General features: G+C 70.8%; 19 protein-coding genes and 1 tRNA gene. 9 read left to right on the plus strand and 11 right to left on the minus strand.

Annotated features, from left to right (window positions below):
- Positions 1-7: 7 nt before the first annotated feature.
- Complete coding sequence (locus FHX82_RS02210; protein ID WP_183176429.1) at positions 8-565, minus strand: bacterial proteasome activator family protein; 558 nt, start codon at positions 563-565, stop codon at positions 8-10.
- A gap of 114 nt (positions 566-679) precedes the next feature.
- Between FHX82_RS02210 and FHX82_RS02215 the strand changes: the two genes are divergently transcribed.
- A complete protein-coding gene (locus tag FHX82_RS02215) occupies positions 680-1879 on the plus strand; it encodes a cysteine desulfurase-like protein (protein ID WP_145936049.1) in 1200 nt (399 codons plus the stop codon).
- On the opposite strand, the gene FHX82_RS02220 is transcribed toward FHX82_RS02215, so the two are convergent.
- Positions 1876-2853, minus strand: a complete 978-nt coding sequence (locus FHX82_RS02220; RefSeq protein ID WP_145936048.1) for an NAD(P)H-quinone oxidoreductase — start codon at positions 2851-2853, stop codon at positions 1876-1878. The genes FHX82_RS02215 and FHX82_RS02220 overlap by 4 nt on opposite strands.
- A 31-nt stretch (positions 2854-2884) precedes the next feature.
- The gene (gene ypfJ, locus FHX82_RS02225) at positions 2885-3805 is read right to left on the minus strand and encodes a KPN_02809 family neutral zinc metallopeptidase (protein ID WP_145936047.1); all 921 of its coding nucleotides are present in this window, start codon (positions 3803-3805) and stop codon (positions 2885-2887) included.
- Positions 3806-4275: 470 nt separating this feature from the next.
- Here ypfJ and FHX82_RS02230 point away from each other — a divergent pair, with 470 nt between their 5' ends.
- Both FHX82_RS02230 and FHX82_RS02235 read left to right on the plus strand, forming a co-directional pair.
- The gene (locus FHX82_RS02230) at positions 4276-4740 is read left to right on the plus strand and encodes a MarR family winged helix-turn-helix transcriptional regulator (RefSeq protein WP_145936046.1); all 465 of its coding nucleotides are present in this window, start codon (positions 4276-4278) and stop codon (positions 4738-4740) included.
- Between the two features lie 20 nt (positions 4741-4760).
- A tRNA-Ser gene (locus FHX82_RS02235) sits at positions 4761-4845 on the plus strand.
- A 188-nt stretch (positions 4846-5033) separates the two neighbouring features.
- On the opposite strand, the gene FHX82_RS02240 is transcribed toward FHX82_RS02235, so the two are convergent.
- Together FHX82_RS02240 and FHX82_RS02245 are read right to left on the minus strand one after the other, a co-directional pair.
- Positions 5034-6200 (minus strand): hypothetical protein, encoded by a 1167-nt coding sequence (locus FHX82_RS02240; protein ID WP_229880809.1) that lies wholly within the window; start codon positions 6198-6200, stop codon positions 5034-5036.
- Positions 6201-6273: 73 nt separating this feature from the next.
- A complete protein-coding gene (locus tag FHX82_RS02245; RefSeq protein WP_145936045.1) occupies positions 6274-7056 on the minus strand; it encodes a FadR/GntR family transcriptional regulator in 783 nt (260 codons plus the stop codon).
- Positions 7057-7257: 201 nt separating this feature from the next.
- Between FHX82_RS02245 and FHX82_RS02250 the strand changes: the two genes are divergently transcribed.
- The 3 genes from FHX82_RS02250 to FHX82_RS02260 all read left to right on the plus strand — a co-directional run bounded on the left by FHX82_RS02250 (position 7258) and on the right by FHX82_RS02260 (position 9102).
- Positions 7258-7416, plus strand: coding sequence for a hypothetical protein (locus FHX82_RS02250; protein ID WP_183176430.1), 159 nt, complete (start codon positions 7258-7260; stop codon positions 7414-7416).
- A 117-nt stretch (positions 7417-7533) separates the two neighbouring features.
- Entirely contained in the window at positions 7534-8739 is a 1206-nt protein-coding gene (locus tag FHX82_RS02255) for an aKG-HExxH-type peptide beta-hydroxylase (protein WP_183176431.1), read from the plus strand.
- A 165-nt stretch (positions 8740-8904) separates the two neighbouring features.
- Positions 8905-9102: a hypothetical protein gene (locus FHX82_RS02260; RefSeq protein ID WP_145936043.1), complete on the plus strand. Its 198-nt coding sequence runs from the start codon at positions 8905-8907 to the stop codon at positions 9100-9102.
- A gap of 35 nt (positions 9103-9137) precedes the next feature.
- On the opposite strand, the gene FHX82_RS02265 is transcribed toward FHX82_RS02260, so the two are convergent.
- The 3 genes from FHX82_RS02265 to FHX82_RS02275 all read right to left on the minus strand — a co-directional run bounded on the left by FHX82_RS02265 (position 9138) and on the right by FHX82_RS02275 (position 14028).
- Entirely contained in the window at positions 9138-10394 is a 1257-nt protein-coding gene (locus FHX82_RS02265) for a GTPase family protein (protein ID WP_145936042.1), read from the minus strand.
- A complete protein-coding gene (locus tag FHX82_RS02270) occupies positions 10391-12196 on the minus strand; it encodes a dynamin family protein (RefSeq protein ID WP_145936041.1) in 1806 nt (601 codons plus the stop codon). The genes FHX82_RS02265 and FHX82_RS02270 overlap by 4 nt, the downstream gene beginning before the upstream one ends.
- Before the next feature lie 149 nt (positions 12197-12345).
- Positions 12346-14028: an IniB N-terminal domain-containing protein gene (locus FHX82_RS02275; RefSeq protein WP_145936040.1), complete on the minus strand. Its 1683-nt coding sequence runs from the start codon at positions 14026-14028 to the stop codon at positions 12346-12348.
- Between the two features lie 213 nt (positions 14029-14241).
- Between FHX82_RS02275 and FHX82_RS02280 the strand changes: the two genes are divergently transcribed.
- The gene (locus FHX82_RS02280) at positions 14242-15381 is read left to right on the plus strand and encodes an Hsp70 family protein (RefSeq protein ID WP_145936039.1); all 1140 of its coding nucleotides are present in this window, start codon (positions 14242-14244) and stop codon (positions 15379-15381) included.
- Positions 15378-17615: a helix-turn-helix domain-containing protein gene (locus FHX82_RS02285; protein ID WP_145936038.1), complete on the plus strand. Its 2238-nt coding sequence runs from the start codon at positions 15378-15380 to the stop codon at positions 17613-17615. Before FHX82_RS02280 ends, FHX82_RS02285 begins: the two co-directional genes overlap by 4 nt.
- A 6-nt stretch (positions 17616-17621) precedes the next feature.
- Here FHX82_RS02285 and FHX82_RS02290 read toward each other — a convergent pair whose 3' ends face one another.
- Positions 17622-18242 carry a L,D-transpeptidase gene (locus FHX82_RS02290; RefSeq protein ID WP_229880811.1) on the minus strand — a complete coding sequence of 207 codons (621 nt, stop codon included), beginning with the start codon at positions 18240-18242 and terminating at the stop codon, positions 17622-17624.
- A 154-nt stretch (positions 18243-18396) separates the two neighbouring features.
- Here FHX82_RS02290 and FHX82_RS37590 point away from each other — a divergent pair, with 154 nt between their 5' ends.
- The gene (locus FHX82_RS37590) at positions 18397-20184 is read left to right on the plus strand and encodes a rhodanese-like domain-containing protein (RefSeq protein WP_145936036.1); all 1788 of its coding nucleotides are present in this window, start codon (positions 18397-18399) and stop codon (positions 20182-20184) included.
- Positions 20185-20321: 137 nt separating this feature from the next.
- On the opposite strand, the gene FHX82_RS37945 is transcribed toward FHX82_RS37590, so the two are convergent.
- Both FHX82_RS37945 and FHX82_RS02305 read right to left on the minus strand, forming a co-directional pair.
- Positions 20322-20960: a histidine kinase gene (locus FHX82_RS37945; RefSeq protein ID WP_145936035.1), complete on the minus strand. Its 639-nt coding sequence runs from the start codon at positions 20958-20960 to the stop codon at positions 20322-20324.
- A gap of 437 nt (positions 20961-21397) precedes the next feature.
- Complete coding sequence (locus tag FHX82_RS02305; protein ID WP_145936034.1) at positions 21398-23725, minus strand: molybdopterin-dependent oxidoreductase; 2328 nt, start codon at positions 23723-23725, stop codon at positions 21398-21400.
- Positions 23726-23741 lie beyond the last annotated feature (16 nt).

Below are 23741 nucleotides of genomic sequence, written 5' to 3' on the forward strand. Positions count from 1 at the left end.
ACCCCCGCTACAGGTACTGCCCGGTGCCGCTGATGCCCGGCGCGTGGCCGTCGGGCCTGGTGGCGGCGGTGCCCGGCGGCAGGCCGCGGCGCATCTGCTCCAGCTGCACCCGCGCCGCCATCTGCTGCGCGAACAGCGCGGTCTGGATGCCGTGGAACAGCCCTTCGAGCCAGCCGACCAGCTGGGCCTGCGCGATGCGCAGCTCGGCGTCCGACGGGGTCGAGTCGTCGGTGAACGGGTTCACCAGGCGTTCCAGCTCCTGCTGCAGCTCGGGGGCGAGCGCCTGCTCCAGCTCCTTCACCGACGTCTGGTGGATCTCGCGCAGCCGGTTGCGGCTCGCGTCGTCCAGCGGTGCCGCGCGCACCTCCTCGAGGAGCTGCTTGATCATCGTGCCGATGCGCATCACCTTCGCCGGCTCTTCGACGAGGTCGCCGACGGACTCTTGGTGCTCCTCTTCGCCAGACGGCACGCGTGCCGTGCCCACCGGGGCACCGTCCGGGCCGACGACCAGCACGTGCTGGGCCTGCTCGTCCGACTGGGGGTTGGGGTAGTTGGGCTCCGTCATCGCTCCATCCATGGACTCGGTTGCACGTTCGAGACTAGCCGGATTACCGCGGTCAGGTGTCCCATAGTCCAACCCCGGACGCGCAGCGAAATTACCCCTCCGTACGGTGTCTCCATGGCGTTCGACGTCGCTCGAATTCGTGGGTTGTTCCCCGCGCTGGGTGACGGCTGGATCCACTTCGACGGCCCTGCCGGAATGCTGGTACCCGAACAGGTGGCCTCGGCCGTGTCGACGGCGATGCGCGCCCCGGTTTCGGTGCCAGGGGGCGCGTTTCCGGCGTCCCAGCGTGCGGAGAGCATAGTGACTGCCGCGCGGCGCGCGGTCGCGGACCTCGTCGGCACCGACCCGGCCGGGGTCGTGCTCGGGCCGAGCGCTGCCGTCCTGCTGCGCCGCCTGGTCGACTCGATGAGCGAACGCTGGACGTTGGGCGACGAGGTCGTGGTGTCGCGGCTCGACGAGCAGGCGAACCTGGTGCCGTGGCAGCGCGCGGCGAAGCGCGTCGGCGCGATCGTGCGCTGGAGCGAGATCGACATCGAGACGTGCGAGCTGCCGGCGTGGCAGTACGAGGGTCTGGTCAACGCCCACACCAAGGCGGTCGCGATCACCGCGGCGTCGGGTTCGGTCGGCACGCGGCCGGACGTGCCGACGGTCGTGGAGTTCGCCAAGCGCGTCGGCGCGATGGTGGTGGTGGACGCGACGTACGCCGCGCCGTTCCTGCCGCTCGACCTGCCGGAGCTGGGCGCGGACGTGATCGTCGTGTCCGCGCAGTCGTGGGGTGGTCCGGCGGTGGGCGCGCTGGCGTTCCGCGACCCCGAGATGATCGAGCGGCTGCCGACGGCGTCGCTGGACCCGGAGGTGCGCGGCCCGGGCCGGCTCGAACTGGGGCCGCACGCGTACCCGCTGCTCGCGGGCCTCATCGCGTCGATCGACTACCTCGCGGGCCTGGACGACGCCGCCACCGGCTCCCGCCGCGAACGCCTGGTGACCTCGCTCGGGTCGGCGAAGTCGTACCACGCGGGACTGCTCGCGCAGCTGACCAGCGAGCTGCGGTCGCTGCCGCACGTGATGCTGATCGGCGACGCGATGCGCCGGATCCCCGCGCTGGCGTTCGCCGTCGCGGGCAAGAAGGCGCCGGAGGTCGCGGACTACCTGGCGTCGCAGGGCCTGTGCGCGTTCGCGGACGAGGGGACCAGCGGGGTGTTCGCGGCGCTGGGCGTGGGCGAGGTCGGCGGCGCGGTCCGCATCGGCCTGGCCCACTACTCCAACGTCTTCGAGGTCAACCAGCTGGTCCGCGTCCTCGAAGAGCTCCGCTAAGCGCGAGAGGTCAGCAGCACCTTTCCGAACACGCCGCCCTCTTCCAGCGCGCGGTGCCCGTTCGCGGCCTCGGACAGCGGGATCGCCTGCCCGACGATCGGCTGGACCGACCCGTCCTCGACCAGCGGCCACAGGTTCTTCCGCACGTCGGCGACGATGCGTCCCTTGTCCTCCACCGGCCGTGCCCGCAGCGTGGTGGCGGAGACGAAGGCCCGCTTGGCGCTCAGCTTGGTCAGGTTCAGCTCGGCCTTGGTGCCGCCCTGGAAACCGATGATCGTGATCCGCCCGTTCGGCTTCACCGCGGCGATGTTGCGCTCCAGGTAGGACGCGCCCATGTTGTCGAGGATGACGTCGGCGCCGCCGGTCTCCTTCTTCAGCTCCTCGACGAAGTCCTGTTCCCGGTAGTTGATCGTGATGTCCGCGCCGAGCTGGCGGCAGCGTTCGAGCCGCTCGGCCGAACCGGCGGTGACCGCGACGGTGGCGCCCAGCGCCTTGCCGACCTGGATGGCGTGCGTGCCGATGCCGCCCGCACCGCCGTGGACCAGCAGCACCTCGCCCTCGGTCAGCTGCCCGATCATCACGACGTTCGACCACACGGTGCACGCGACCTCGGGTAGCGCGGCGGAGGTGAGGAGGCTGACCTCGCCGGGCACGGGCAGCAGCTGCACGGCGGGCACCACGACCTTCTCGGCGTAACCGCCGCCGGCGAGCAGCGCGCACACCTCGTCGCCGTAGTGCCAGTCCTCGACGCCTTCGCCGACCGCCGCGATCGTGCCCGAGCACTCGAGGCCGAGGATTTCGCTGGCGCCGGGCGGCGGCGGGTAGAAACCCTGCCGCTGCAACAGGTCCGCGCGGTTCACGGCACTCGCGGCGACCTCCACGACCACCTCGCCCGGGCCCGGTTCCGGGTCCGGGACCTCGGTCCACTCGAGCACTTCGGGGCCGCCGGGTTCACGAATCGTGATGGCTCGCATACACCGACCCTATCGCGGAGCGGGGGTGGCTTCAGCCGAGGTTGCTTGTGCCGAACGTGTCGCAGCGCGCCGGGTCGCCGGTGGTGAAGCCGGTGTTGAACCACTTCTCGCGCTGGGCGGACGTGCCGTGTGTGAACTGCGAGGTGTCGATCTTGCCGCTGCCGAGGTTCTTCTGGATGTAGTCGTCGCCGATGCGGGAGGCGGTGTCGAGCGCGCGGTTGATGTCGTCCTGCGTGATGTCCGTGATGAGTGGGCGGCCGCTGGAGGACGGGGTGGTGGTGGCGTGGTTGCCCCAGACGCCGGCGTAGCAGTCGGCCTGCAGTTCGAGCCGGACGGAGCCGGAGGTGGGGCCGGTGCCGCTGCCGACGCGGTCGGAGGTGCCGAGGAGGTCCTGCACGTGGTGGCCGTACTCGTGGGCGAGGACGTAGGCCTCGGCGAAGGGGCCGCCCTCGGCGCCGAAGCGGCTCTGCAGCTCCTGGTAGAACGACAGGTCGATGTAGACCTTGCCGTCGGCGGGGCAGTAGAAGGGGCCGGTGTCGGAGGTGGCGCTGCCGCAGCCGGTGCGGACGCTGCCGCTGAAGAAGTTCGTGGTGGCCTTGCGGTAGGTCTGGCCGGAGCGGGCGAACTGGTCGGTCCAGTAGTCCTGGATCGAGTTGATGTACGCGACGACGGCGCAGTCGTGGTTGCGGTTGGCGTCGGCGCCGGTGTGGCACTCGTCGGCGAGGGTGCTGTTGGTGATCTGCTGCCCGGACTGGAGCTGGCCGAGCCCGACGCTGCCGCTGCTGCCGCCGGTGCTGATCCCGCCGAGCTGGCTGAGCACGAAGTAGATGATCAGGCCCACCACGCCGAGACCGCCGCCGCCGAGCGCCACGCGCCCGCCGATGCCGCCGCCTTCGCCGCGGAGGTCGGAGACCTCGGAAGTGTCCAGCTCAGCGTTGTCGTCGAACCTCATAATTGCGGCAGCTTAACCGAAAAAGGCCCGGGTGCGGCGGTTGGAGGAGCCGCACCCGGGCTTTACCGAGGTTGTTCCTGTTGTGGGGCGGTTGGCTGGTTTCCGGGCCGGTGAGTCGTGCGCCGCCGGTGCGTGTGCGGAGACCGCACCGATGCGGGGCCAGATCCTCACCGTTGTGCTGTTGGAGCGCACGAAGAGAACACCCGTCGCCGCTCGCGTCGCGACCGGAGTGGGGTCATCGCATCCCGGTCGTGGGGGCGCAGCCGACAGTCAACCGCTGGGGTTTTCTCGCCACTGAACCACCTGACCTTCCTCGGCGGCGGGCCCCGCGAGGTGCACCCGGGTAGTGCGCCGACGTCGCGGAGCTCGTCCTCCGACATCTCCAGCATGCGCCTTTCCGGCGCCACGCTCAACCGATCCGTCATCCCACGTCCGGGCGGTTCCGGCTTCGCCCGCTAGTGTTCCCTGGCATGGGTGAAGTGCGCTGGCTGACCGAACGGGAGGCGGCGGCGTGGCGGGCTTACATCGTGGCGACGGTGAAGCTGCGGCACCGCCTGCACCGCGAGCTGAGCGAAGCCCACGACGTCTCCCTGACGGACTACGAGGTCCTCGTGTGCCTGGACGCGCAGGAGGACAAGCGGATGCGGATGACCGAGCTGGCGACGATGCTGGGCTCCACGAAGAGCCGCCTGTCGCACCAGGTGGGCCGCATGGAGAGCGACGGTCACGTGAGACGCGTCCCGGACCCGGAGGACAAGCGCGGGGTCATCGCGGAGATCACGCCGGCCGGCCGGGCACTGCTGGAGAAGGCGGCACCCACGCACGTCGAGGGCGTGCGGGAGCACCTGATCGACCTGCTCACGCCGGAGGAGCAGGTGGTGATCGGCCAGGCGTTCACGCGGGTGTTCGAGCACCTCAACCACCTGCCGGAGTGACGGGCTACCCTGCACCCCAGGGAAGCGTGGCAGAGCGGCCGAATGCACTCGCCTTGAAAGCGAGCGTGGGGCAACCCACCGGGGGTTCAAATCCCTCCGCTTCCGCTTGGGGTTGCGGTTGACGCCGCAATCGGCTGTGCGCTGAACTTCCTGCGCTTGTCCCCGGCTTGTACGGATATGGCGATCCGGAGCATCGAACGTCGTGGTACAGGCCTGACCGAAGTCCTACTCGTCTGAGCGGCACGGCGGCGTGCTCGAGAGTGGCGAAACCGTGCTGCGGTACCGAATCCGGGTCAAGACCGGCTCGGGCGCCACAGCAGCGCCACGCCGTGACCCGGCAGCAGCCATGAGCGCACGTCCAGCTCCGGCAGGTCCTCCGCACGCAGCCAGCGCGTCGTCGCGGTGTTCGAGCGGAACGTGAAGGGCGCCAGGTTGAACTCGAACACCGTCGAGCCGTCGACGTCGAGCTCCTTCGCGGCGAAGGTGATCTGGTCGACGTAACACGGGTACGGCGCCTGCCAGTAACAAATCCCGTCGTCGATGCGCTGCAGCGCGCTCACCCGCACCGACAAGCGCTCGATGGCGCGGACCGTGTGGTCGTCCGCCGCGATGTCGCTCAGGTCGCACTCGAAGATCCGCAGGTCACCGAGGTGATCGTGGGTGTTCTGCCGCGGCAGCGGGCCCATGTCCTCCCGGAAGAACGACAGGTAGTCCGCCCACTGCTGGTACTTCACCTCCCGCAACCGCAGCTTGCTCGCCGACGCGCTGTGGTGCCCGCCGTCCAGGTCGAGGTACTCGATGCCCAGCCGCACCGAGGGCAGCATGTCGTCCACCGAACTGCGGAACAACGAGCTGTCCGGCACGAACCACAGCTCGAACAACGGCAGCTGGCACCCGGAACTGATCGAGTCCCGCAGCAGCGCGTTGCACGTCGCGAACACGATGAACCGGTCGACCTGCACGTTCTTGCGGAAGCTGTACGTGACAGCAGTCGTCAGGTAGTACAGCTCGCGGTCGACCCCGCGCAGCTCCATGTGCACGCCGGTGTGCGTGCTGATCGTGAGATCGCCGCCGAGCGGCCGCCGTCCCGCGCCGCCCAGCACGCCCGTCATGACGTCGCGGTTCGCGTCGTTCTCGCCGTAGATCGAGTCCAGCAACGCCTCCATCACCTGGTGCGGCAGCAGCGCTTCGACGATCCGCGGCCCGGCCAGGTGGGCGAGCTCCGCCGCCAGCCACCGCCGCAGGAACAGCTCGTACCCGTACAGCGCGGCCCCGGCGAGCAACGCGACGGGGAAGCTCAGCTCCAGCAGCCGGTGGACCGCCCTGCCCACGCCGCGCGCCGGATCCCACAGCACGACCGCGACCAGCGAAGCGGAACCCAGGAGCAGGAACCCGGCGGCCACCCGCCGGACGGCAGGGCGCGCGAAACCGGCGGATCTGCTGCCGTCCCCAGCCTCCACTGCCTCTCCGCCCCGTAGAGAGAATCCATGATCTGTGGAGAGAGGACGGACGCGATAGGCCCGATCGGTTGATTCAGGACTTGTGCCAGCGGGGTTCGTCGGCTTCGTCGTAGCTGTACGTGTTCAGCGTGGCCCGCTCGTCGGGCGGCACATCGCTCCGATTCGCCAGGTCGTTGTACAACCCGAGCAGGTGCGTGGTCATCGACACCCGCGCGCCGCCCTCGTCACGCCGCTTGAGGAACCACGCCACCTGGTCGTGCTCGGTCGCCGACCGGTTGTGCAGCTCCGCGGTGCCGTAACTGTTGCGGCGATAGCCACGCAGCTTCGGCACCAGCGACCGGTACAGCTGTTCGAGGAGCTCGTTGTGGCTCGCCTTCACGACGGCCGCGTGGAATTCCTCGTCGGTGCGGAGCAGCTCCTCGACGTCGTCCGACGACGCGGTCTGGTGGTCCTTCGCGCGCTTCGCGATCTCGTCGATCTCGCCGTCGTCCGCGCGCACCGCGGCGAGGCTGGCCGCGGTGGCCTCCAACGCGATCCGGACCTCCAGCAGGTCAGAGTCGCTGATCCGGCCGTCGAGCACGAGCGGGGTTTCGTCGCGCTCACCGACGTGGGTGGACCGGACGTACCAGCCGCGTCCGCGCATCACCTCGACGATGCCTTGCAGCTGCAGGCGTTGCAGCGCGGTCCGCAGCGAACTGCGAGCCACCGCCAGTCGCTGGGCGAGCTCGGGCTCGGTGGGCAACCGGTCGCCGGCCTGGAAGCGGCCGCTCTCGATCAACTGCCGGAGCTTGTCCTCGATCAGCTCCGGCAGCGGTTTGCGGGTGTCCGGTGAGAGCGCCCAGCTCTCGTCATCCATGGTCAGCCTTCTCGAGCTCTCAGTGGTCCCCGAGCATTCCGGTAATCGTAAGCCTGGACGGACAGCGGACGCAAGTTGTCTGGCAACAAGTTGTAACTTGACAGACAACTGACAGGATGGAGATCCTGGAACTGCCGAGTCGGCCGGAGTGGTGATCCCCGGTTCGGTCCTGGCTCGGCGGGAACCGAGGAGGTGTTCTGGATGAGCTCGCAAAACCTGCTTGTGGTCATCTTCCTGGTCGCCACGGCGGTCGCGATGATCGGCTGGCGGACAATACTGGTCATGACCGTGACGGCGGGACTGACCCTGGCCGTGCTCGGCCTGGTGCAGATCGTCACCCTGCTGGGCGGAAGTGCCTGACAGTACCGTGGCGGGGACATGTCCAGTCTGTTGTCAGACATGTCCCCGGATGTGCGGGCCCGCCAGAAAGCTGTACCTTGTCGCGGGTCGGGGCTCGCTCCTAGTGGAAGCCGCAGCATGAATCCCAACTCAGACTGGCCGGACGCCACCGCCGTGCACGCGGTGCTCGCGCCGGTGGACGCGCTGCTGGCCGAGCGCCGCAGCCTCTACCGGCTGGCCGTCGAAATGTTCACCGGCGCCCCGTGCGCGCTCGCCGACGAGCGGCTGGACGATCCGCTGTTCCGCTTCCGTGTCGGGGAAGCGCTTGCGGGCCGCGGTGAATTCGTCCCCGAAGAGCTGCCCGGGGATGCCGTGATCCGCCTGTCCGCGGGCACGTTCGCCTTGCCCCTCGCTTCCGGTGCGCCGGAACATCTCGCCCGGATGCTGGCCGTCGTGCACGCGCAGAGCGGGATTTCCGGCCCGCCGCCCCGGGCGCTGACCGAGGCGGACGGCGAGCGTTTCCGCCAGGCGCGGGCGGTCGTCGAAGCGGGTCTCGCCAAGGTGTACGACGTCGTTCCCGGGCTGGCAGCCGACCTCGTGCCGCACACCGGGTTGCTCGTCGTGCTCGACCGGAACACCTCGCGCGGGCTGGTGTCCGCGTCCTCCCGGTTGTTCCCCGGCCTGATCCTGGTCGACGAACCGGCGTGCGCCTACGACGTGGCGGAGGCGCTGGTGCACGAAGGCGCGCACCAGAAGTTCTTCGACCTGGCCATCACGCACGACTTCCTCGCCGAGGACCTCTCGCGCGACCGGATCTTCCACCCGTCGTGGTCCGGCGCGAGCTGGCCGGTGGAGCAGGTGATCGCCGCGTTCCACGCCTACGCGTGCCTGGCGCAGTTCGGCGAGGAAGTTCGGCGTCGCGGCGAAACCGCGTTGCTGGGGGAAAACTCGCTGCTGCTCGACGCCCGCGACCGGGAAACGGAAATCGGGCACTGGCTGCTCGGTGCCGAGGACGCGCTCGAATACGACGCCCGGTGGTTCCTGCGCACATTTTTGCGCGAGGAAGTCGACCGACCGCAAATCCTCCCGGGAAACGCGCCCGAAGGCCGTTACGTGCTCGATCCGCTGGTGCGCCTGGCCCGCACCGCGACCACGGGACGAGTGCTGCTGGCGCGTCCCGGCACCCCGCCCCAACTGCACTGGCTCGATCGGGAAGCCGCAGAAGTCGTGCAGTGGCTGGAAAACGAGCCGGTATCGGCCGACGCGCTGCGGCCGGCCCAGGCCGCCGCGCTCGCCCATCTGGTCGAGTCCGCGCTCGTGCACCGCGTGCCGATGCCGGATTGACACGTTCGAGGGAACTCGGGATTCGGGCTGGCCGGTTGCGGAAATCCGTCACCAAAAGTCGCACCGGGTTCGCGCTCCGCCGCCGGAAAAGGCCGGGGGTGGGACGTGGTGGGCACGGTAGTAGTGTCCTCTTCGGACCGAATCCCGAATCGTTTAAGGAGAGCGATGGCAGCCCAGTGGGAGCCTCCTCGCAGACCCGGCACCCCCTCCGGTGGGCCCGCGCAGCAACAGGCCCGGCCCGGTGAGAACACCGCGATCGTTCCCCTCGGCCGGCCCTACGGCAGGCCCGTGACCCCGGTGGAGTTCTTCCGCCGCATGCCCACCGGCGGCGGCACCGTGTACTTCAAGCCCAGCCAGGACTGAGACCGCGCGCGGTGACCACGGGGTTGCCGCGCGACTCAAAGAGCCCCGGCCGCCATCGCCTCGCAACTGCGGATCACCACTGCCGCGGCGCGCCGCTCTCCGACGCCGAAGGCCGGGGTCTCCGCCAGCGCCCGCCACCGCCGGATCGTGTCGAACACCGCCCGCTGCAGGCCCGCACCCTGCGTGCCCAGCCGCTCCTCGATCCCGATTCCGTTGCCGCCCACCAGTCGCAGCGCTTCCGCGTTCAGCTCCGGCGGCAGCGTGACCCGGCCGGTGCGCAACGCGGCCACCAACCGCAGTTCCCGGAAGTCGTGCGCCCCGGCCAGAATGCGCTCCAGCCCCGCCGCTAGCCCGGCCGCGGCCGGGCGCGGTTCCATCCGCAGCACCACCTCCAGCCCCAGCAGTGCGGACCGCGCCTTCAGCACGTCCTGCCGCTCGGTGAAGTACTGGTCGATCGTGTCGCGCAGCTCGGCGAGCCCGCTGCGGGGCACGAGCTGCGCCGCCAGCGCGGGCAGCGTCTGGGCGCCACGCCGGATGAGCGTGACCGCGAGCCGCACCCCGAACATCCCGAACCGGCTCAGCAACACCGCGCCCGGCTGTCCCGTCGCGGCGATGAACCGGTCGGCGGACAGCAGGTGCGCGTCCAGCTCCGCACGCGGAATGCGGGCCAGTTCGAGCAGGGCGTCGAACTCGACCTCACGCAGGGTCCGTCCGCCCGCCGCGAGCAGCCCGGCGACCGGCACCACGTCCTGGCACAACCCCCGCAGCTCCGGCTCCCGGCGGTAGCGCCGGGCGATCTGGCGCGCGGAGATCAGCGCGTCCACGCGCCCGCCGCCGAGCTCGTCGGCGCGCGACAGCACGACGACGGAGTTCACCGCGGACGCTCGCGCGATCGGGTGGTCCTGGAGGGTGTGCAGGAAGCCCAGGTCGGCGTTCTGCGGATGCCGCACCAGGTACAGCACCGCGTCCGCCTCCGCGCAGATGCCCTCGATCGTCTGCGGCGTGGCGTCGGCGTCGATGGCGGGGGTGTCGATGAGCGTCAGCTCCTCCTGCGAACGGCTCGGCGCCGCGCGGAACCACCGCATCCCGTCGCCCTGACCGTGCAGCTCCTGCCCGGCGATCGCGCTCACCATCGTCGACTTGCCCGCCTGCGGGCCGCCGACGACGGCCAGCCGCAACGGGTCGGAGAACCGGTCGAGGTGCTTGCCCAGCCAGGCCGCCGCGCGTGGGCTGTCCTGGTACGCGTCGAGGGCCTGTTCGAGCAGGATCCGGGTGCGGGCGGCCAGGTTCACGCCGTGAGCCCCCGCGGCGCCGGGCGCGGCCGGAACCCACCGAGGGACTGCGCCCGCTGCCGCAGCAGCGCCAGCTCGTCGATGCTGCGGCGGATCTCGTGGGCCCTGGCCGTGCGTTGCGCGGTGTCCGTGTCGATGACGTGCTTGATCGACTTCGCGGACTCCGTGATCTCCGCCCGCAGCTCGTCCGCCACGCCCGACAGCCTGTCCCGCAGCGCGCGGTGGATCTGGCGCGCGGTGTCCTTGCTGTGCTTGCCGTAGGTCAGGAAGAAGTCGTCGACGTACCGGTGCGCGGCGGTCTTCGCCGCGGCCTGCCGCCGCTTGAGCCGGTTCCCGCGCTCCTCCAGCACGCTCTTCGCGCCGAACGCCGCGCCCGCGCCGAGCGAGATCGGGTTGATCAGCGGCAGGCCCGCGATCGTCGTCGCCAGGCCGAACATGAGCAATCCGCTGTAGGAGCCGCGCATGCCGACGAACAGCTTCTGGCCGACGCCGAACCGCTCCACCCGCGGCATGCGCAGGTCGCCCACCGCGTCGGCCGGCACCTCGCGCGGCAGCGAGTCTGGCACCGCGTCCGGCCGGTGCGGCGCGAGCTGCCGCGCCAGCTTGCGGGCGATCCACTCGAACCGGTCGAGCAACCACTCCGAGTTCGTCTCGGCGACCGTCGTGAGGTTCTCGCGCAGCCACTCCTCGAACTCCGACCACGTGCGGGCCGGGTCGGCGGCGTCGAAGTACTCGTCGACCTCGACCAGGATCCGGCGCGTCCGATCGCGCAGGTCGAACTCGACGTCCGACAGCAGGTCCGAGACCTCGTCCGACAGCAGCGTCTGCCAGCGGGCGGCGTCCCGCTGCAGCCGTTCCAGCCGCCGGCCCTCGTTGTGCCAGCGCGCGACCGCCTCCCCACCACCGGCCTGCTGGGTGGCGGCGAACTCCTCCAGTAGCGGCCCCTGCAGCGACTCGACCGTCAGCGCGGTCAGCGCTGCCACGGAGCGCCGGGCGAGCAGGTCCGCCTGGCCGAGCAGGTCCTGGCGCAGGAAGCGGATCAGGTCCGCGAAACCGGACTCCTCGTTGAGCGCCTTGTCACCGGTGCGCGCGGCCGCGAGCCGCAGCGTCGCCGACACGGGCATGACCGTGGCGAGCAGGCCGTCCTCTTCGAGGCGGGCGCGGGTGCGTTCGACGACGGCACGCCAGCCGGGGACCAGGTCGATCTTGGTCAAGGCCACGATGATCGTGGGGCACAGCCGGGCGACCTGTTCGAGCAGGCGCAGCTCCGCCGCGGACAGGTCACTGGTGGCGTCGGTGGCCATCAGCACCGCGTCCGCCGCCATGTCCTGCACCGTGTCCAGCGCGGCCGGGGCGGGTGTGTCGACCAGGGCCAGCCCGCCGGCGAGCAGTGCGCGGGGCAGGCCGATCTCCGTGCGCACCACGGGGGCGCCGGACGCGGAACGGGCCTCGCGGTTGGCCTCGGCGGTCACCGAGTCGACGGCGACGGCGGCGTGGGCCGGTCCCTCGATCGCCCTCGGCCCGCCGGTCACGACGGTCGCGGTGGGGGTCTCGGCGTGCTCGATCACGGCGGGCACGGCGGTGGTGCGGTCGTCGCCGACCGCGCAGACCGGGGCGTTGAGCAGCGCGTTGATCAGCTGGCTCTTGCCCTGCCCGGACTCGCCGATGACGACGACACGCAGCTTCGGATCCAGTAGCCGGGATCTGCGCGTGCTCAGCCGCTCCACGAGATCCGGGCGCCGGTGAGCGGCGCACACGCGGACGGTGTCGTCCAGCACTTCGAGCCAGGGCAGTGCCATCACGGCCAGAAGTGTGCCCTGTCCGGTCACGAAATGGAAACGGCGGGGGTCCGTCCGAAGACGAACCCCCGCCGTCGATACGACCGGCGAACGGTGTTCTCACCCCGTTGGGAGGGCACTGGCGAGAACACCACTCGCCACACTGGGCGCGGTCAGTGGCCGAAAGGCAGGTCGTCAGTGAGGCCGCCGAGACCAGGGGCCTCGGACAGCACGGAGTGGTCGAGGACGTGCGTCGCGTCGCTCACCGGGTTGTGCGACACGTCCACGGAGTCGCTCAGCGGCTGCGAGGAGATCGCGTGCTCCAGGTCGCCCGCCTGCGGCAGCGGGTTCGCCACCGGCAGGTGCGGCAGCGACTGCGGCAGCTCGGCGGACACGTGCACCGGCAGGTCGGCAGGCAGGTGCGACGGGACCTCGGTGGGCAGCGCGGGCGCGGGCAGCGCCGGGGTCTCCACGGGCAGGTGCGGGGCCTGCGTGGAGAGGCTCTCGGCGCCGTTGGTCACCTGGGTCGAAGCCTCGGCGCCGGTGGCGGTCACGGCCTGGCCGACGGTGCCGTCGACACCGGTCAGGTAACCGCCGAGGGTCGAGGTGCCACCGGCGACGTGCTCGCCGACCAGCTGGCCGCCCGAGGAGACGTAGTCGGCGAGGGTGCCCGCGGCCGGGGCGCTCTTGGCCAGCGCGTCCTCGTCGAGGCTGCGGCCGAGGTCGCCGACCGAGTCGAAGCTCGGGACGCCGGCGGGGATGCCGTCGGCGACGACCGAGTAGGCGCCGAGCGGGCCCTCGCTCTCGAGGCCGCCCGCGACGGCGTCGGTGCCGGCGGCGCCGCTGCCCGCGACGGTGCCGAACTGCGAGTCGGCGGCACCGGCGAGGCCGACGCCGTCACGGGCGGCGGTGGCGCCCGCGGCGGCCGCGCCCTGCTCACCGGCGTACGCGGCGCTGCCGGCGAAGCCGTCGGTGGTGCTGCTGGTGGCCGTCTGGACGGTGCCGACGCCCGGCAGGTCCAGCTGCGGCGCCGACACCGGCACGCCGTTCACCGAGGGGGTGTTCAGGCCGTCGATCTCGTCGGTGTCGACGGGCAGGCCGTCGAACTTCGTCGCCTCGTGCGCGAGCCCGCTCACGGGCAGCTCGTTCAGCGGCAGGTCACCGATCAGCGGCATGCCGTGGGAGAGGTCCGGCGTGCCCAGCGGCAGCGTGGTGCCGAGCTCGGGGGCGGCGGGCAGGCCCTCGCCCAGGTTCGGCAGCGCGGGCAGCCCCTCGCCGAGCGCGGGCAGCCCCTCGCCGAGGGCGGGGAGCCCGTCGCCGAGGTTCGGCAGCGCCGGGAGGCCGTCGCCCAGCGCGGGCAGCGCGGGGAGACCGTCGCCGAGGTCGGGCAGCGCGACCGGGAGGCCGGACAGCTCGGGCGCGGACACCGGGAGCGAGCGCTCGCCCTCGCCGCCGAGCTCGGGCAGCGTGGGCAGGCCGTCGCCCACCGCGGGCAGCGTGACCGGCAGGCCGGAGACCGTCGGCGCCGACAGCGGCAGTCCGCGCTGTTCCGGGGCCAGCTCGGGCAGCGCGTTCGCGGCGTCGGCGACGGCGGACAGCTGCGCGATCGCACCCTGCAGGCCCTCGGTGTTGCCGGTGGGCAGCGACGAGATGACGGACTGGAGCGCGTCCGCGGCGGGAACCGGGGCGTAGTCGGCGACGAGCGGGGCGACTTCCTGGATGTCCTGCGGGGTCACGTCACCGAGCCCGGCGCGCTCCAGCGCGGCCGTGGGGTCGGTGGAGAACGCCGACCGGGCACTGTCGTCGGTCAGCAGGGTGAGCACGAAGTCGTGCAGCGTCTGGGCGGGGTGGGACAACGAGGTCTCCGGGATCTAGGAATCGGTCATGAGGGCGCTCGGCACCGGCCGAACAACTCGACCCAATCTAGGCATTCCCGCAGGTCCTGCCATCGGGGAACATTCCTGGTCCCGTTCGGGGCACGGCCACACGAGCGGGTTAGGGGGTTAGGGGATGAGACCCCAACGGAAGCCTTTGGTACGAAAGGACGACTCCTAGGAGGAAGCACTCGAATGCGTTACGTCCTCGGTATCGATCTCGGTAGTACCCGGATCAAGGCGGCGGTATGCCGCCGCGCGGGAGAAATCTGGGGTGAGCCCGAGGTCGTGTGCTCGCTCGAATCGGTCCTGCACGTCGCGGCGGACGCGACGGTCGTCGCGGGCCCCGAAGCCCGTCACGCGGCCGCGGCCGAGCCCGAGCGGATCGCGCGTGGTTTCGTCCGCCGGGTCGGCGACGAGGTCCCCATGCTGCTGGGCGACGAGCTGTACCGGCCGGAGTCGCTCGCCGCGGTCGTCGTCGGCTGGGTGGCCGACCAGGTCGCCGAGCTCGAAGGCGAGGAGGCGGACCGCATCGCCGTGACCCACCCACCCGGCTGGGGCGCGCACCGCCGCCGCCTCCTGCACGACGCGCTCGTCGAGGCCGGGCTGCCCGGAGTGCTGCTGCTGCCCGGCCCGGCCGCGGCGGCGGAGGCCCTGCTGGTGCGCGAACGCGTCGAGGTCGGCAGCCTCCTCGCGGTGTGCCGGCTCGGCGGGGAGCACGTCGACACCGCGTTGCTGCGGCGCGCGGCGGCGACGTTCGAGCTGGTCGCGCACGACGAGCAACCCGCGCCCCCGATCGACGACGTGCTGGTCGAGCACGCCGTGTCCCGGTTCGGCGGGGAGCCGGCGCAGCTGCGAGCGGCGTGCGTCGAGGTGAAGGAGCGGCTGTCCACCGTCACCGAGGTCGACCTGCCGGGCCGTCTCACGCGCGTCGAGTTCGAGCGGCTGGTCCAGCCGTTGCTGACCGTCGCGTTGACCCCCGTGCGCCGGTACGAGGAGGCATCCGCGGTGCTGCTGGCCGGTGGCATGGCCCGGATCCCGCTGGTGGGCAGGCTCGCCGAGGAACTGCTGGACTGCCGCGTGGTCGTCGACCCCGGGCCCGAGACGGCGGCGTGCCGCGGGGCGGCGCTGGCCGCCCGCCCGCCCGCCGAGGCACCGCCCGAGTCCACCGCGCTCGTGCCGGTGGTGCCGGGCTATCCCGAGCTCGACGCGGACGAGGTCTACGATTCCGAACCCACCCCACCACGACCGCCGGTCGTGGTGACCCCGCTCGAACCACCGCGTCGCCGGTTCGTGCCGAACCGGCGCAGCAGCCGAGACGAGGACGACGAGTGATCCTGCTGGACGAGCCCACCGAGCGCGTGTGCGCGGCCGTCGCGGCCGGCGAGCTCACGCCGGTCCGGCTCGCGATCGTCGCACCCGGCGGCTACGGCAAGACGACCGTGCTCGAACGCCTCGCCCGTCCCGGTCTCCGCCTGGTCGACGACGCCCACCTGCTCGGCGACGCGGAGCTGGGCGAGCTGCTGCGGTACCTCGAGGACGAGCAGGCGGAGATCGTCATCGCGACCCGGCCGCACCCGCGGCGGGTGGTGCTGAACCAGGTGCTCGCGCGGTTGCGCGGGCAGATCGTGTTGCGCCCCTTCGACGTCGCGCGTACGGCGACGTTCCTCGAAAGCACGGGATCGCGTGAGCAGGCCGAGTTCGTGCACACGCAGACCGGCGGGGTGCCGGGCCTGGTGCGAGCGGCGACCGAGCTGAACCTGCTGCGGCACGAGCTCGACCACGCGGGCGAGGACGTCGTGCGGTACCTGGTGGCGGCGGAGGCCGGCGCGGGCGGTGACCAGTCCGGTCCGGTGATCGAGGCGGCGCACGCGACGGGGCTGCTGTCCCCGGACGGGCGGCTCCTGCCGATCGCCGCGCGGGCGTTGCGCGAGCTGGTTCCGCAGACCCGGCAGGTCGCGTTGCGCAGGCAGCTCGTGCAGCGGCAGCTGGAGCGCGGCGGCCCGGTGCTGCCGCTCGTCCGCCCGCTGCTGGAGGCGGGCCTGACCGGTCCGGAGATCGGCGCCGCGTTCGAGGCGGCCGCGGACGAGGCGGAACCGGAGCTGGCGGCGAAGCTGTACGAGGCGGCGGCGAAGGCCGGGCGGCAGGTGGGCGCGCGCTGGGCTGAGGCCGTGGCGCGCGCCGGAGACTTCGACATGGCCTTGCGGCTGGCCGACGAGCTGATCGCGGCCGAGGACCCGGGGGCCAGGGCGGAAGGCGCGCACGTGGCCGGAACGGCGCTGGCGCACCGCGGGCAGCTCGCCCGCAGCGCGGAGCTGTTCCAATGGGCCGGTACCGGGGACGCGCGGTGTTTCGGCGCGATCGCACTGGTCGGCACGGGACGGCTCGCCGACGCCGAGCGCGCGCTGGACGAATGCAGTGGCACGGGTCCGCCGACGCTGCTGTCCGGCGCGGTGACGGGGGCGGCGCGCGGAATCGTCGAGTCCGTGACGGAACAACCCGCCGTGGCACTGTCCACTTTGGTCAGAGCAGCGGAGATGCTGGAACCCGTGTCCGGCAAGCTGTTGCTGCCCGACAGCCCGGCGGCGCTCGGGGCGCTCGTGGCGCTGCACAGCGGCGAGGCGGCGATCGCGGAGCCGCTGCTGGAACGCGCCATCGAGGCGGGCGCGCTGGTCGCGCGGCACCGGTTGCTGCTGGCGTGGATCTCGATGGTGCGCGGCGACGAGGAAACCGCGGTGACGCGCCTGCGCGATGCGGGCGACGGCCTGTCGCCGCGGGACTGGCTGTTCGCGGTGGGCCTGCGCGTCGGCCTGGCGCGGCGGGCGAGCGATCTCGCGACGCTGCGCCGCATCTGGGGGCAGGCACGGGAAGCGGTCGTCCGGCATCCGGTGGACCTGTTCACGTTCCTGCCGTTCGGGGAGTTCGAAGTCGCGGCCGCGCGGCTGGGCGAGCGCGACCGGCTTGCCCCGCACCTGCGGCAGGCGCGGCAGTTGCTGGCGGCGCTCGGCGACCCGCCGCTGTGGGCGACGGCGTTGCACTGGAGCGGCCTGCACGCGGCGATCCTGGACGAGCAGCCGGGCGAAGCTGCGGAGCATGCGGCGGCGCTGGCCGAGGGAGCGGGCACGGGCCCGTACTTCGCGGCGATGTCGCGGGCGGCGGAGTGCTGGCTGAAGGTGCTGGGCGGCGAGGTCGACCCCATCGCGGTGGAGGCGGCCGCCCGCGGCCTGCACGACGTCGGCCTGTGCTGGGACGGCGCGCGGCTGGCGGGCCAGGCGGCGATCCGCACGTCGGACCGCAAGGTGATGGTCACGCTGCTCGACTGCGCGCGGGTGCTGCAGGGCCGCGACCCGGCGGTGACCCCGGGCCCGGCGCGGCTGAGCGACCGCGAGCGGCAGGTGGCGGAGCTGGTGCTGGCCGGGATGACGTACAAGCAGATCGGCGACCGGCTGTTCATCTCGGCGAAGACGGTCGAGCACCACATGGCGCGCATGCGCCAGCGGCTCGGCGCCGGGAGCCGGAGCGAGCTGCTGGCGGAGCTGCGTGCGGAGCTGGAGCCGGCGGAGGGCTAGGCCGGGTTACGGCACGACCTGCACGGGGTCGCCGACGCTGAGGGTGCTGAAGAACTTCAGCGACGAGGCGCTCGACAGGTGTACGCAGCCGTGCGACGGGGCGGAGAGGCTGCCCTGGTGGAAGGCGTCGCCGGGGTAGAAGAAGACGGAGTTCGGCATCGGAGCGTCGTCGAACTCCTTGCTGAGGTGCATCTTCTCCTTGTAGAGCACGTGGAAGGTGCCCGTCGGGGTCGGGTAGCCCTTGCGGCCGGTGGTGATCGAGACCGGGCCGTAGATCACCTTGCCACCGCTGAGCAGCCACGCCTTCTTGGCGGAGATGTCGACGCAGGCGCCCTCGGTGATGCTGCACGGCACGCTGGGGTTCGCGGCGGGCTGGGTGGTCTTCTTGGGCGTCGACGTGGGCTTCTTCGTGGTGGTCGTCGACTTCGACGTGCTCGGCGGCGCGGTGGTGGTCGTGGTCGACGGCGGAGGTGCCGTGGTCGTGGTGGTGGTTGGCGCCGGGGTGCTGGTGGACGTCGGCGTGCCCGCCGCGGCGAGGGGCTGCACAGCGGTCGTGGTGCCGCCGGAGCACGCGACGAGCGCGGCGGCGGCAGCCGTGCCGGTGACGGCCAGCCAAATCTTGTTCACTCGCACGTGGGTCCCCCTCGGACTCGCGGTTCCTGTCACCGAATGAGACGCCATATTCCCCCGAAAGGTTGACATTCGGGAGTCACGATCTTGTTGCGGCTGCTTTCGCCGGACGGCTTGGCGTGGAAGTGCCGTCCGGTGGTGGGATGGGGGTATGCGATACATCGTCATCGGAGCCGGGGCGATCGGGTCGACCGTCGCGGCGCAGCTGCACCTCGCCGACATTCCGGTTCTGCTCATCGCCCGCGGCGAGCACGGTGCCGCCATCCGCGAGCGTGGGCTGCGGTACTTCCGGCCGAGCGGCGAGCAGTTGGTGCGGGTGCCGGTCGCGGGCAGCGCCGACGAGGTCCAGTTGGAGTCGGACGACGTGCTGGTCCTCGCGACCAAGACCCAGGACACGGAGGCCGTCCTGCAGGAGTGGTCGTGGCGGCCGGCCGGCGGGGGCGTCGCGGCCGAGCTGCCGGTTGTGTGCCTGCAGAACGGTCTGGAGAACGAGCGCGCGGCGCTGCGCCGGTTCCGGACGGTGTTCGGCGCGGCGCTGTGGCAGCCGGCGACGTACGTGCGGCCCGGCGAGGTGAGCGCCGACGGCGGGGAGAAGCCGGGCATCCTGTGGCTGGGCCAGTACCCGGCCGGCGAAGACGCCCGGTTGGCGCGGATCGCCGAAGACTTCCGGACGGCGGACTTCGGGGTGCAGGTGGTGCCGGATCTGCTGCGCTGGAAGGCGGGCAAGTTGCTGGCGAACCTGGGCAACGCCGTCGAGGCCCTGTACGGGCCGAACCGCCGGGTGTCGGAACGCCTTGAGGCGGAGGCCCGCCGAGTGCTCAGGGCGGCGGGGATCCCGGCGGCGGATCTCGTGGCGGAGTCCGAGGTGCCGGTGTCACTCGTGCAGGTGGTGGAGACGCCCGGCCGGCCTCGGGTGGGCAGTTCGACGTCGCAGAGCCTCGCGCGGGGCCGGTCGGTCGAGGGTGATTTTTTGAACGGCGAGATCGTGCTGCTGGGTCGGCTGCACGGGGTGCCCACGCCGCTTAATGAAGCGGTGCAGCGCCGTCTGGGTTTGGCGGCCGCGCGAGGTGAGCGACCGGGCACGGCCGACATCAGCGAGCTGCCGTCGGTGGTGCCGCCGGTGTTGGTGGCGGCGGACGAGCTGGCGCGGGAGCTGGAGTCCGCGGACCCGCCGGTGTTGCTGGACGTGCGGTGGGCGCTCGGCGACCCGCACGGGCACCAGCACTACCTGGACGGACATCTTCCCGGGGCGGTCTACGTCGACCTCGACACCGAGCTCGCCGCGCCCGCGGTGCCGACCGAGGGCCGTCACCCGTTGCCGGACGTGGAAGCCCTGCAGGCGGCAGCCCGGCGGTGGGGTATCAGCGAGGGCAGCCGCGTGGTGGCGTACGACAACAGCGGCAACCTCGCGGCCGCCCGCGCGTGGTGGCTCCTGCGCTGGGCGGGCGTCGAGGACGTCCGCCTACTGGACGGCGGTCTCGCCGCGTGGGGCGGCCGTCCCCAGGAGACGGGCCCTGGCCGCACCCGGGAGCAGGGAGACGTGGTCCTCAAGCCCGGTGCCATGCCGGTGCTGGACATGGACGAGGCAGCCACGTTCGACGGCGTCCTGCTGGACGCGCGAGCGGGCGAGCGCTACCGCGGCGAACAGGAGCCGGTGGACCCACGCGCGGGCCACATCCCCGGCGCGGTGAGCGCCCCGACGGCCGACAACCTCACCCCGGACGGACGGTTCCGCTCCCCGGAGGAACTCACCGAGCGCTTCACCTCCCTAGGCGCGGCGGACACCCCGGTAGGCGTCTACTGCGGCTCGGGCGTCACGGCCGCCCACGAAGTGGCGGCCCTCGCCGTGGCCGGCATAAAGGCGGCGTTGTATCCGGGCTCGTGGTCGCAGTGGTCGAACCACCCGGATCGGCCTATCGCCACCGGGCCGAATCCGTGATCGGTGCCGGTGTCGTGGTTGCTCAACGGACCGGGGTGCGGGTGGTGGCGGTGTGGGCTACCAGTTGGATCCCTTCCGCCGCGGCCGCCTCGGGTCACCTGCCGCGACGTCACGGTGCCGGTCAGGTCCAGGTTCGGTCAAGGTAGGTCAGATCGGGAAGTGGGGGTTCGCGCGGCGCCTTCGGGCGTCTCGGGTCCGGGGAGCTGGGCGCGCGAGTTGAGCGCTGGACGCGGGTGGGGCGGTGGGTGCGGCTTGGCGCTTGGCGCGGGTTGGCGCTTGGCCCCGAGACGAGTGGCCTGCGCTTCGAGAACAATTCCGGTGATCTCGTGCCCGACCCGGTCATGCACCTCGCCCGCCAGCCGCACCCGCTGCTCACGGCAAGCGGCAGTGACGGCCCACTGACGTTGTTCATCCAAGTGACGCAAGTACAACCCGACCGCCATACCGCCGACGGCGAGCATGAACCAGCAACACCCAAGACCACCCACCTCTGCCGCGATGGGTGAAGCCCTGGCCGACACCGTCACCCGAAGCGTCGACACGACGATCACGGCCACTAGCGCCGGACCGCTGACCGCCCATCGGGCTGATCGCGATCGGCCCACCCGCACTAGCAGGAGCAGCATGAACGCGGTCTCGACGAGCAACCACGCCAGAACGTAGTGAACAGCGGCCGCTGAGCCTGTCAGCGTGGTGAGGACAGATACCGACGCCGCGGCAGCGGCTGCCCAAGGGAGCACCGCCGGGTTGCGCCGCCGGCCAACCAAACTCGCCATAGCGGCTATACCTGCCACTACGGCGGATCCGGCGAATGACAAGGCACCCGGGGGAGCCCGGCGAGTGCGACAACGGCGAGGAGCGGCAGGCCGAACCTGAATCGCCGAAGCCGTGGCTCCCCGGCCTTCCTGAGGAACCAGCGCCAGACCTCGGCGAATGCCTGCTGCTGCGACGTGTGCGCGGCCACGGTGTCCACATCTTCACTCCTGTTTGGTCGATCGGTTCTGCTCCGAGCTTGCCCCAGATGCACGCCGAACACTATCTGCCAAAAGACAGATCTTTTCCGACCTGTCAGGAGTAGAGCACCCAAAAGTGTGTCGAACGGACTTTCGATAGTGCGCTATTGTCTACCTATGCGTGTCGCGGCGTCTGCCGCTTGACAGTCTCGAAGCCTTCCCCCGAAACCCGTTGGAGTCGCTGTGTTTTCCTTGTGCCATCAGCTGTTGTCCCGCATCGGGACGTCGCTGGTCCGGGCTCTGTCGCGCGCTATGTGTGGCGGTTGGCCGATGGTGACGGGCGGAGGCGTGCCGTCGTACCGCTCGATCTCGACCAGTACGTGCTGTCCGGTGCACCCTTGCGACAGTGACGACGACGGTAGGTCCGCAGTCAGCACGTTGGGATTTCCGTGCAGGCACAGGGATCCAGCAGGATCGAACCAGGCTCCCGTCGGGAGCTGTACGACACCGCGTCGAAGATCCGGCGTCACCACCGCGCCGGCGAGGCAGGCGCCCCGATCGTTGAAGATCCGAACGACGTCACCATTCCCGATGCTGCGAGTGCGCGCATCCTCGGGATGTATCCGGACGGCCTCCCGCCCGGCCACCTTGCCCGCCTGGCTCACCGCACCGCCGTCCAATTGGCTGTGCAACCGGGTGCGTGGTTGGTTCGCGATGAGCTGGAGGGGAAAGCTCTCGGCACGAGGCCCACCCAGCCACTCCGAAGGCTCCAACCACGCGGGGTGCCCGGGGCAGTCCTCGTATCCGAACGACTTCACGCGCTGGGACGTAATCTCGATCTTGCCGCTCGGCGTCGGCAGACGGTGAGCCACAGGGTCATGGCGAAAATCAGCGAAGACAGTTCTCTCGACGTCACCGGCGGGAAGTTCGTACTGGCCGTGAGACCAGAAGTCCACAAAGGAAGGAACAGGGATTCCCTTGTCCAGCAGGTCCTTCCGCCATGACTCGTAGAGATGCTCCAGCCAGGCCCTGGGCGATCGGCCTTCGGTGAAGCGTTCCTCGATACCGAGCCTGGTCGCGAGTTCCGCCAGGATTGCGTAGTCGTCACGAGCCTGGCCGAAGGGCTCCACCACTTGGTGCATTGCGATGAGGTGAGTGTCACGACGGCCTGATCCGAAGTCCTCACGCTCGAGAGGCACGGTTGTCGGTAAGACGAAGTCCGCGTGTCGGGCTGTTGCTGTCCAGTACGGCTCGTGAACGACGACGGTGTCCGGCTTGGTGAATGCGGTACGCAGCCGATTGAGGTCCTGGTGGTGATGGAAAGGATTACCGCCGGCCCAGTAAACGAGGTGAATATCAGGATAAGTACGGACTGTTCCATCGTAGTCGTAACGGGTTCCTGGATTGAGCAGCATGTTCGCGATTCGGGCGACAGGAATGAACTCCTGCACCGGGTTGCTGTCCTGGGGAAGCTTGGGCGCCCGCAACTCGGGGCCGATGTCTCCGGTGTCACCCATCGATCCGTAGCCATGGCCGAACCCGCCACCGGGGAGGCCGATCTGACCGAGCATCGCCGCGAGGGCGATGCCTGCCCACACCGGCTGTTCGCCGTGTTCAATTCGCTGGAGGGACCAGGTGACGGTGATGAAGGTGCGGGACGTGGCCATGCGTCGAGCCAGGGCGACGATGTCCGCGGCGGACACCTCAGTGATCGTGCTTGCCCAGACAGCATCCTTTGGCACACCATCGTCGAGACCAAGGAGGTACCGTTCGAACTCGTCATAGCCGACGCAGTACCGGTCCAGGAAAGCCTTGTCGTGCAGGCCTTCCGATATCAGGGTGTGCGCCAGGGCCAGCATCAAGGCGGTATCGGTGGCAGGACGGATCGGATACCAGTGGGCACCGACGTCGGCGGGAACATCGTCCCGGAGTGGGCTTACAAGCGCGACTTCGACGCCACGGCGGCCTAATTCGCCGAGGAAGCCTGGGGTGTGATGCCGAGTCACCCCGCCGGGCGTGACGAAGACGTTCTTCTCGGGCAGGCCACCGAAAGCCACGAGCAGTTCGGTGTTCGCGACGATCGTGGGCCAGCTGGAACCGCGTTGAAGCAGAGTCGCAGAACTACCGACGATATAAGTAAGCACGATGGCGCTGGTGCCATGGCTGTAGGTGTTGCGACTGGAGGTGAAGCCCCCGAAAGCATTGAGAAAACGATGCAGTTGACTCTGCACGTGATGGAACCGGCCGGCGCTGCCCCAGCCGTAGGAACCGCCGAAGATGGCTTCGTTGCCGTGGAGGTCACGGACTCGACGAAGCTCGCTTGCGAGGAGGTCCAGCGCCTCATCCCAGCTGACTTCGACGAACTCCTCATCACCACGTCCTGGGTCGGAGCCCGGCCCCCGTTCGAGCCAACCTCGCCGGATCGCCGGCGCTGCGACGCGGGTGGGGTGGCGAAGAGTGTCGGCGAAATTACCCAGGAGAGGAGAGGGTGACGGGTCTTCCGGGTGAGCAGCGACTCGCAGCCTGCCGTCCGGAGCCATTTCGGCGGAGAAGGCTCCCCAGTGGGATGTGCTCGGCCGTAGCGTCATTCGTCAAGACCTACCA

The sequence above is a fragment of the Amycolatopsis bartoniae genome, assembly GCF_014191255.1.
Lineage (GTDB): Bacteria > Actinomycetota > Actinomycetes > Mycobacteriales > Pseudonocardiaceae > Amycolatopsis_E > Amycolatopsis_E bartoniae.

Excerpts from the sequence above, each read along its gene's own strand:
- FHX82_RS02210 (WP_183176429.1), bottom strand. The coding sequence starts at position 565 with ATGACGGAGCCCAACTACCCCAACCCCCAGTCGGACGAGCAGGCCCAG.
- FHX82_RS02230 (WP_145936046.1), top strand. The coding sequence starts at position 4,276 with ATGGGTGAAGTGCGCTGGCTGACCGAACGGGAGGCGGCGGCGTGGCGG.
- FHX82_RS02255 (WP_183176431.1), top strand. The coding sequence starts at position 7,534 with ATGAATCCCAACTCAGACTGGCCGGACGCCACCGCCGTGCACGCGGTG.
- FHX82_RS02250 (WP_183176430.1), top strand. The coding sequence starts at position 7,258 with ATGAGCTCGCAAAACCTGCTTGTGGTCATCTTCCTGGTCGCCACGGCG.
- FHX82_RS37945 (WP_145936035.1), bottom strand. The coding sequence starts at position 20,960 with ATGGCGAGTTTGGTTGGCCGGCGGCGCAACCCGGCGGTGCTCCCTTGG.
- FHX82_RS02220 (WP_145936048.1), bottom strand. The coding sequence starts at position 2,853 with ATGCGAGCCATCACGATTCGTGAACCCGGCGGCCCCGAAGTGCTCGAG.
- FHX82_RS37590 (WP_145936036.1), top strand. The coding sequence starts at position 18,397 with ATGCGATACATCGTCATCGGAGCCGGGGCGATCGGGTCGACCGTCGCG.
- FHX82_RS02245 (WP_145936045.1), bottom strand. The coding sequence starts at position 7,056 with ATGGATGACGAGAGCTGGGCGCTCTCACCGGACACCCGCAAACCGCTG.
- FHX82_RS02280 (WP_145936039.1), top strand. The coding sequence starts at position 14,242 with ATGCGTTACGTCCTCGGTATCGATCTCGGTAGTACCCGGATCAAGGCG.
- FHX82_RS02215 (WP_145936049.1), top strand. The coding sequence starts at position 680 with ATGGCGTTCGACGTCGCTCGAATTCGTGGGTTGTTCCCCGCGCTGGGT.
- FHX82_RS02305 (WP_145936034.1), bottom strand. The coding sequence starts at position 23,725 with ATGACGCTACGGCCGAGCACATCCCACTGGGGAGCCTTCTCCGCCGAA.
- FHX82_RS02260 (WP_145936043.1), top strand. The coding sequence starts at position 8,905 with ATGGCAGCCCAGTGGGAGCCTCCTCGCAGACCCGGCACCCCCTCCGGT.
- ypfJ (WP_145936047.1), bottom strand. The coding sequence starts at position 3,805 with ATGAGGTTCGACGACAACGCTGAGCTGGACACTTCCGAGGTCTCCGAC.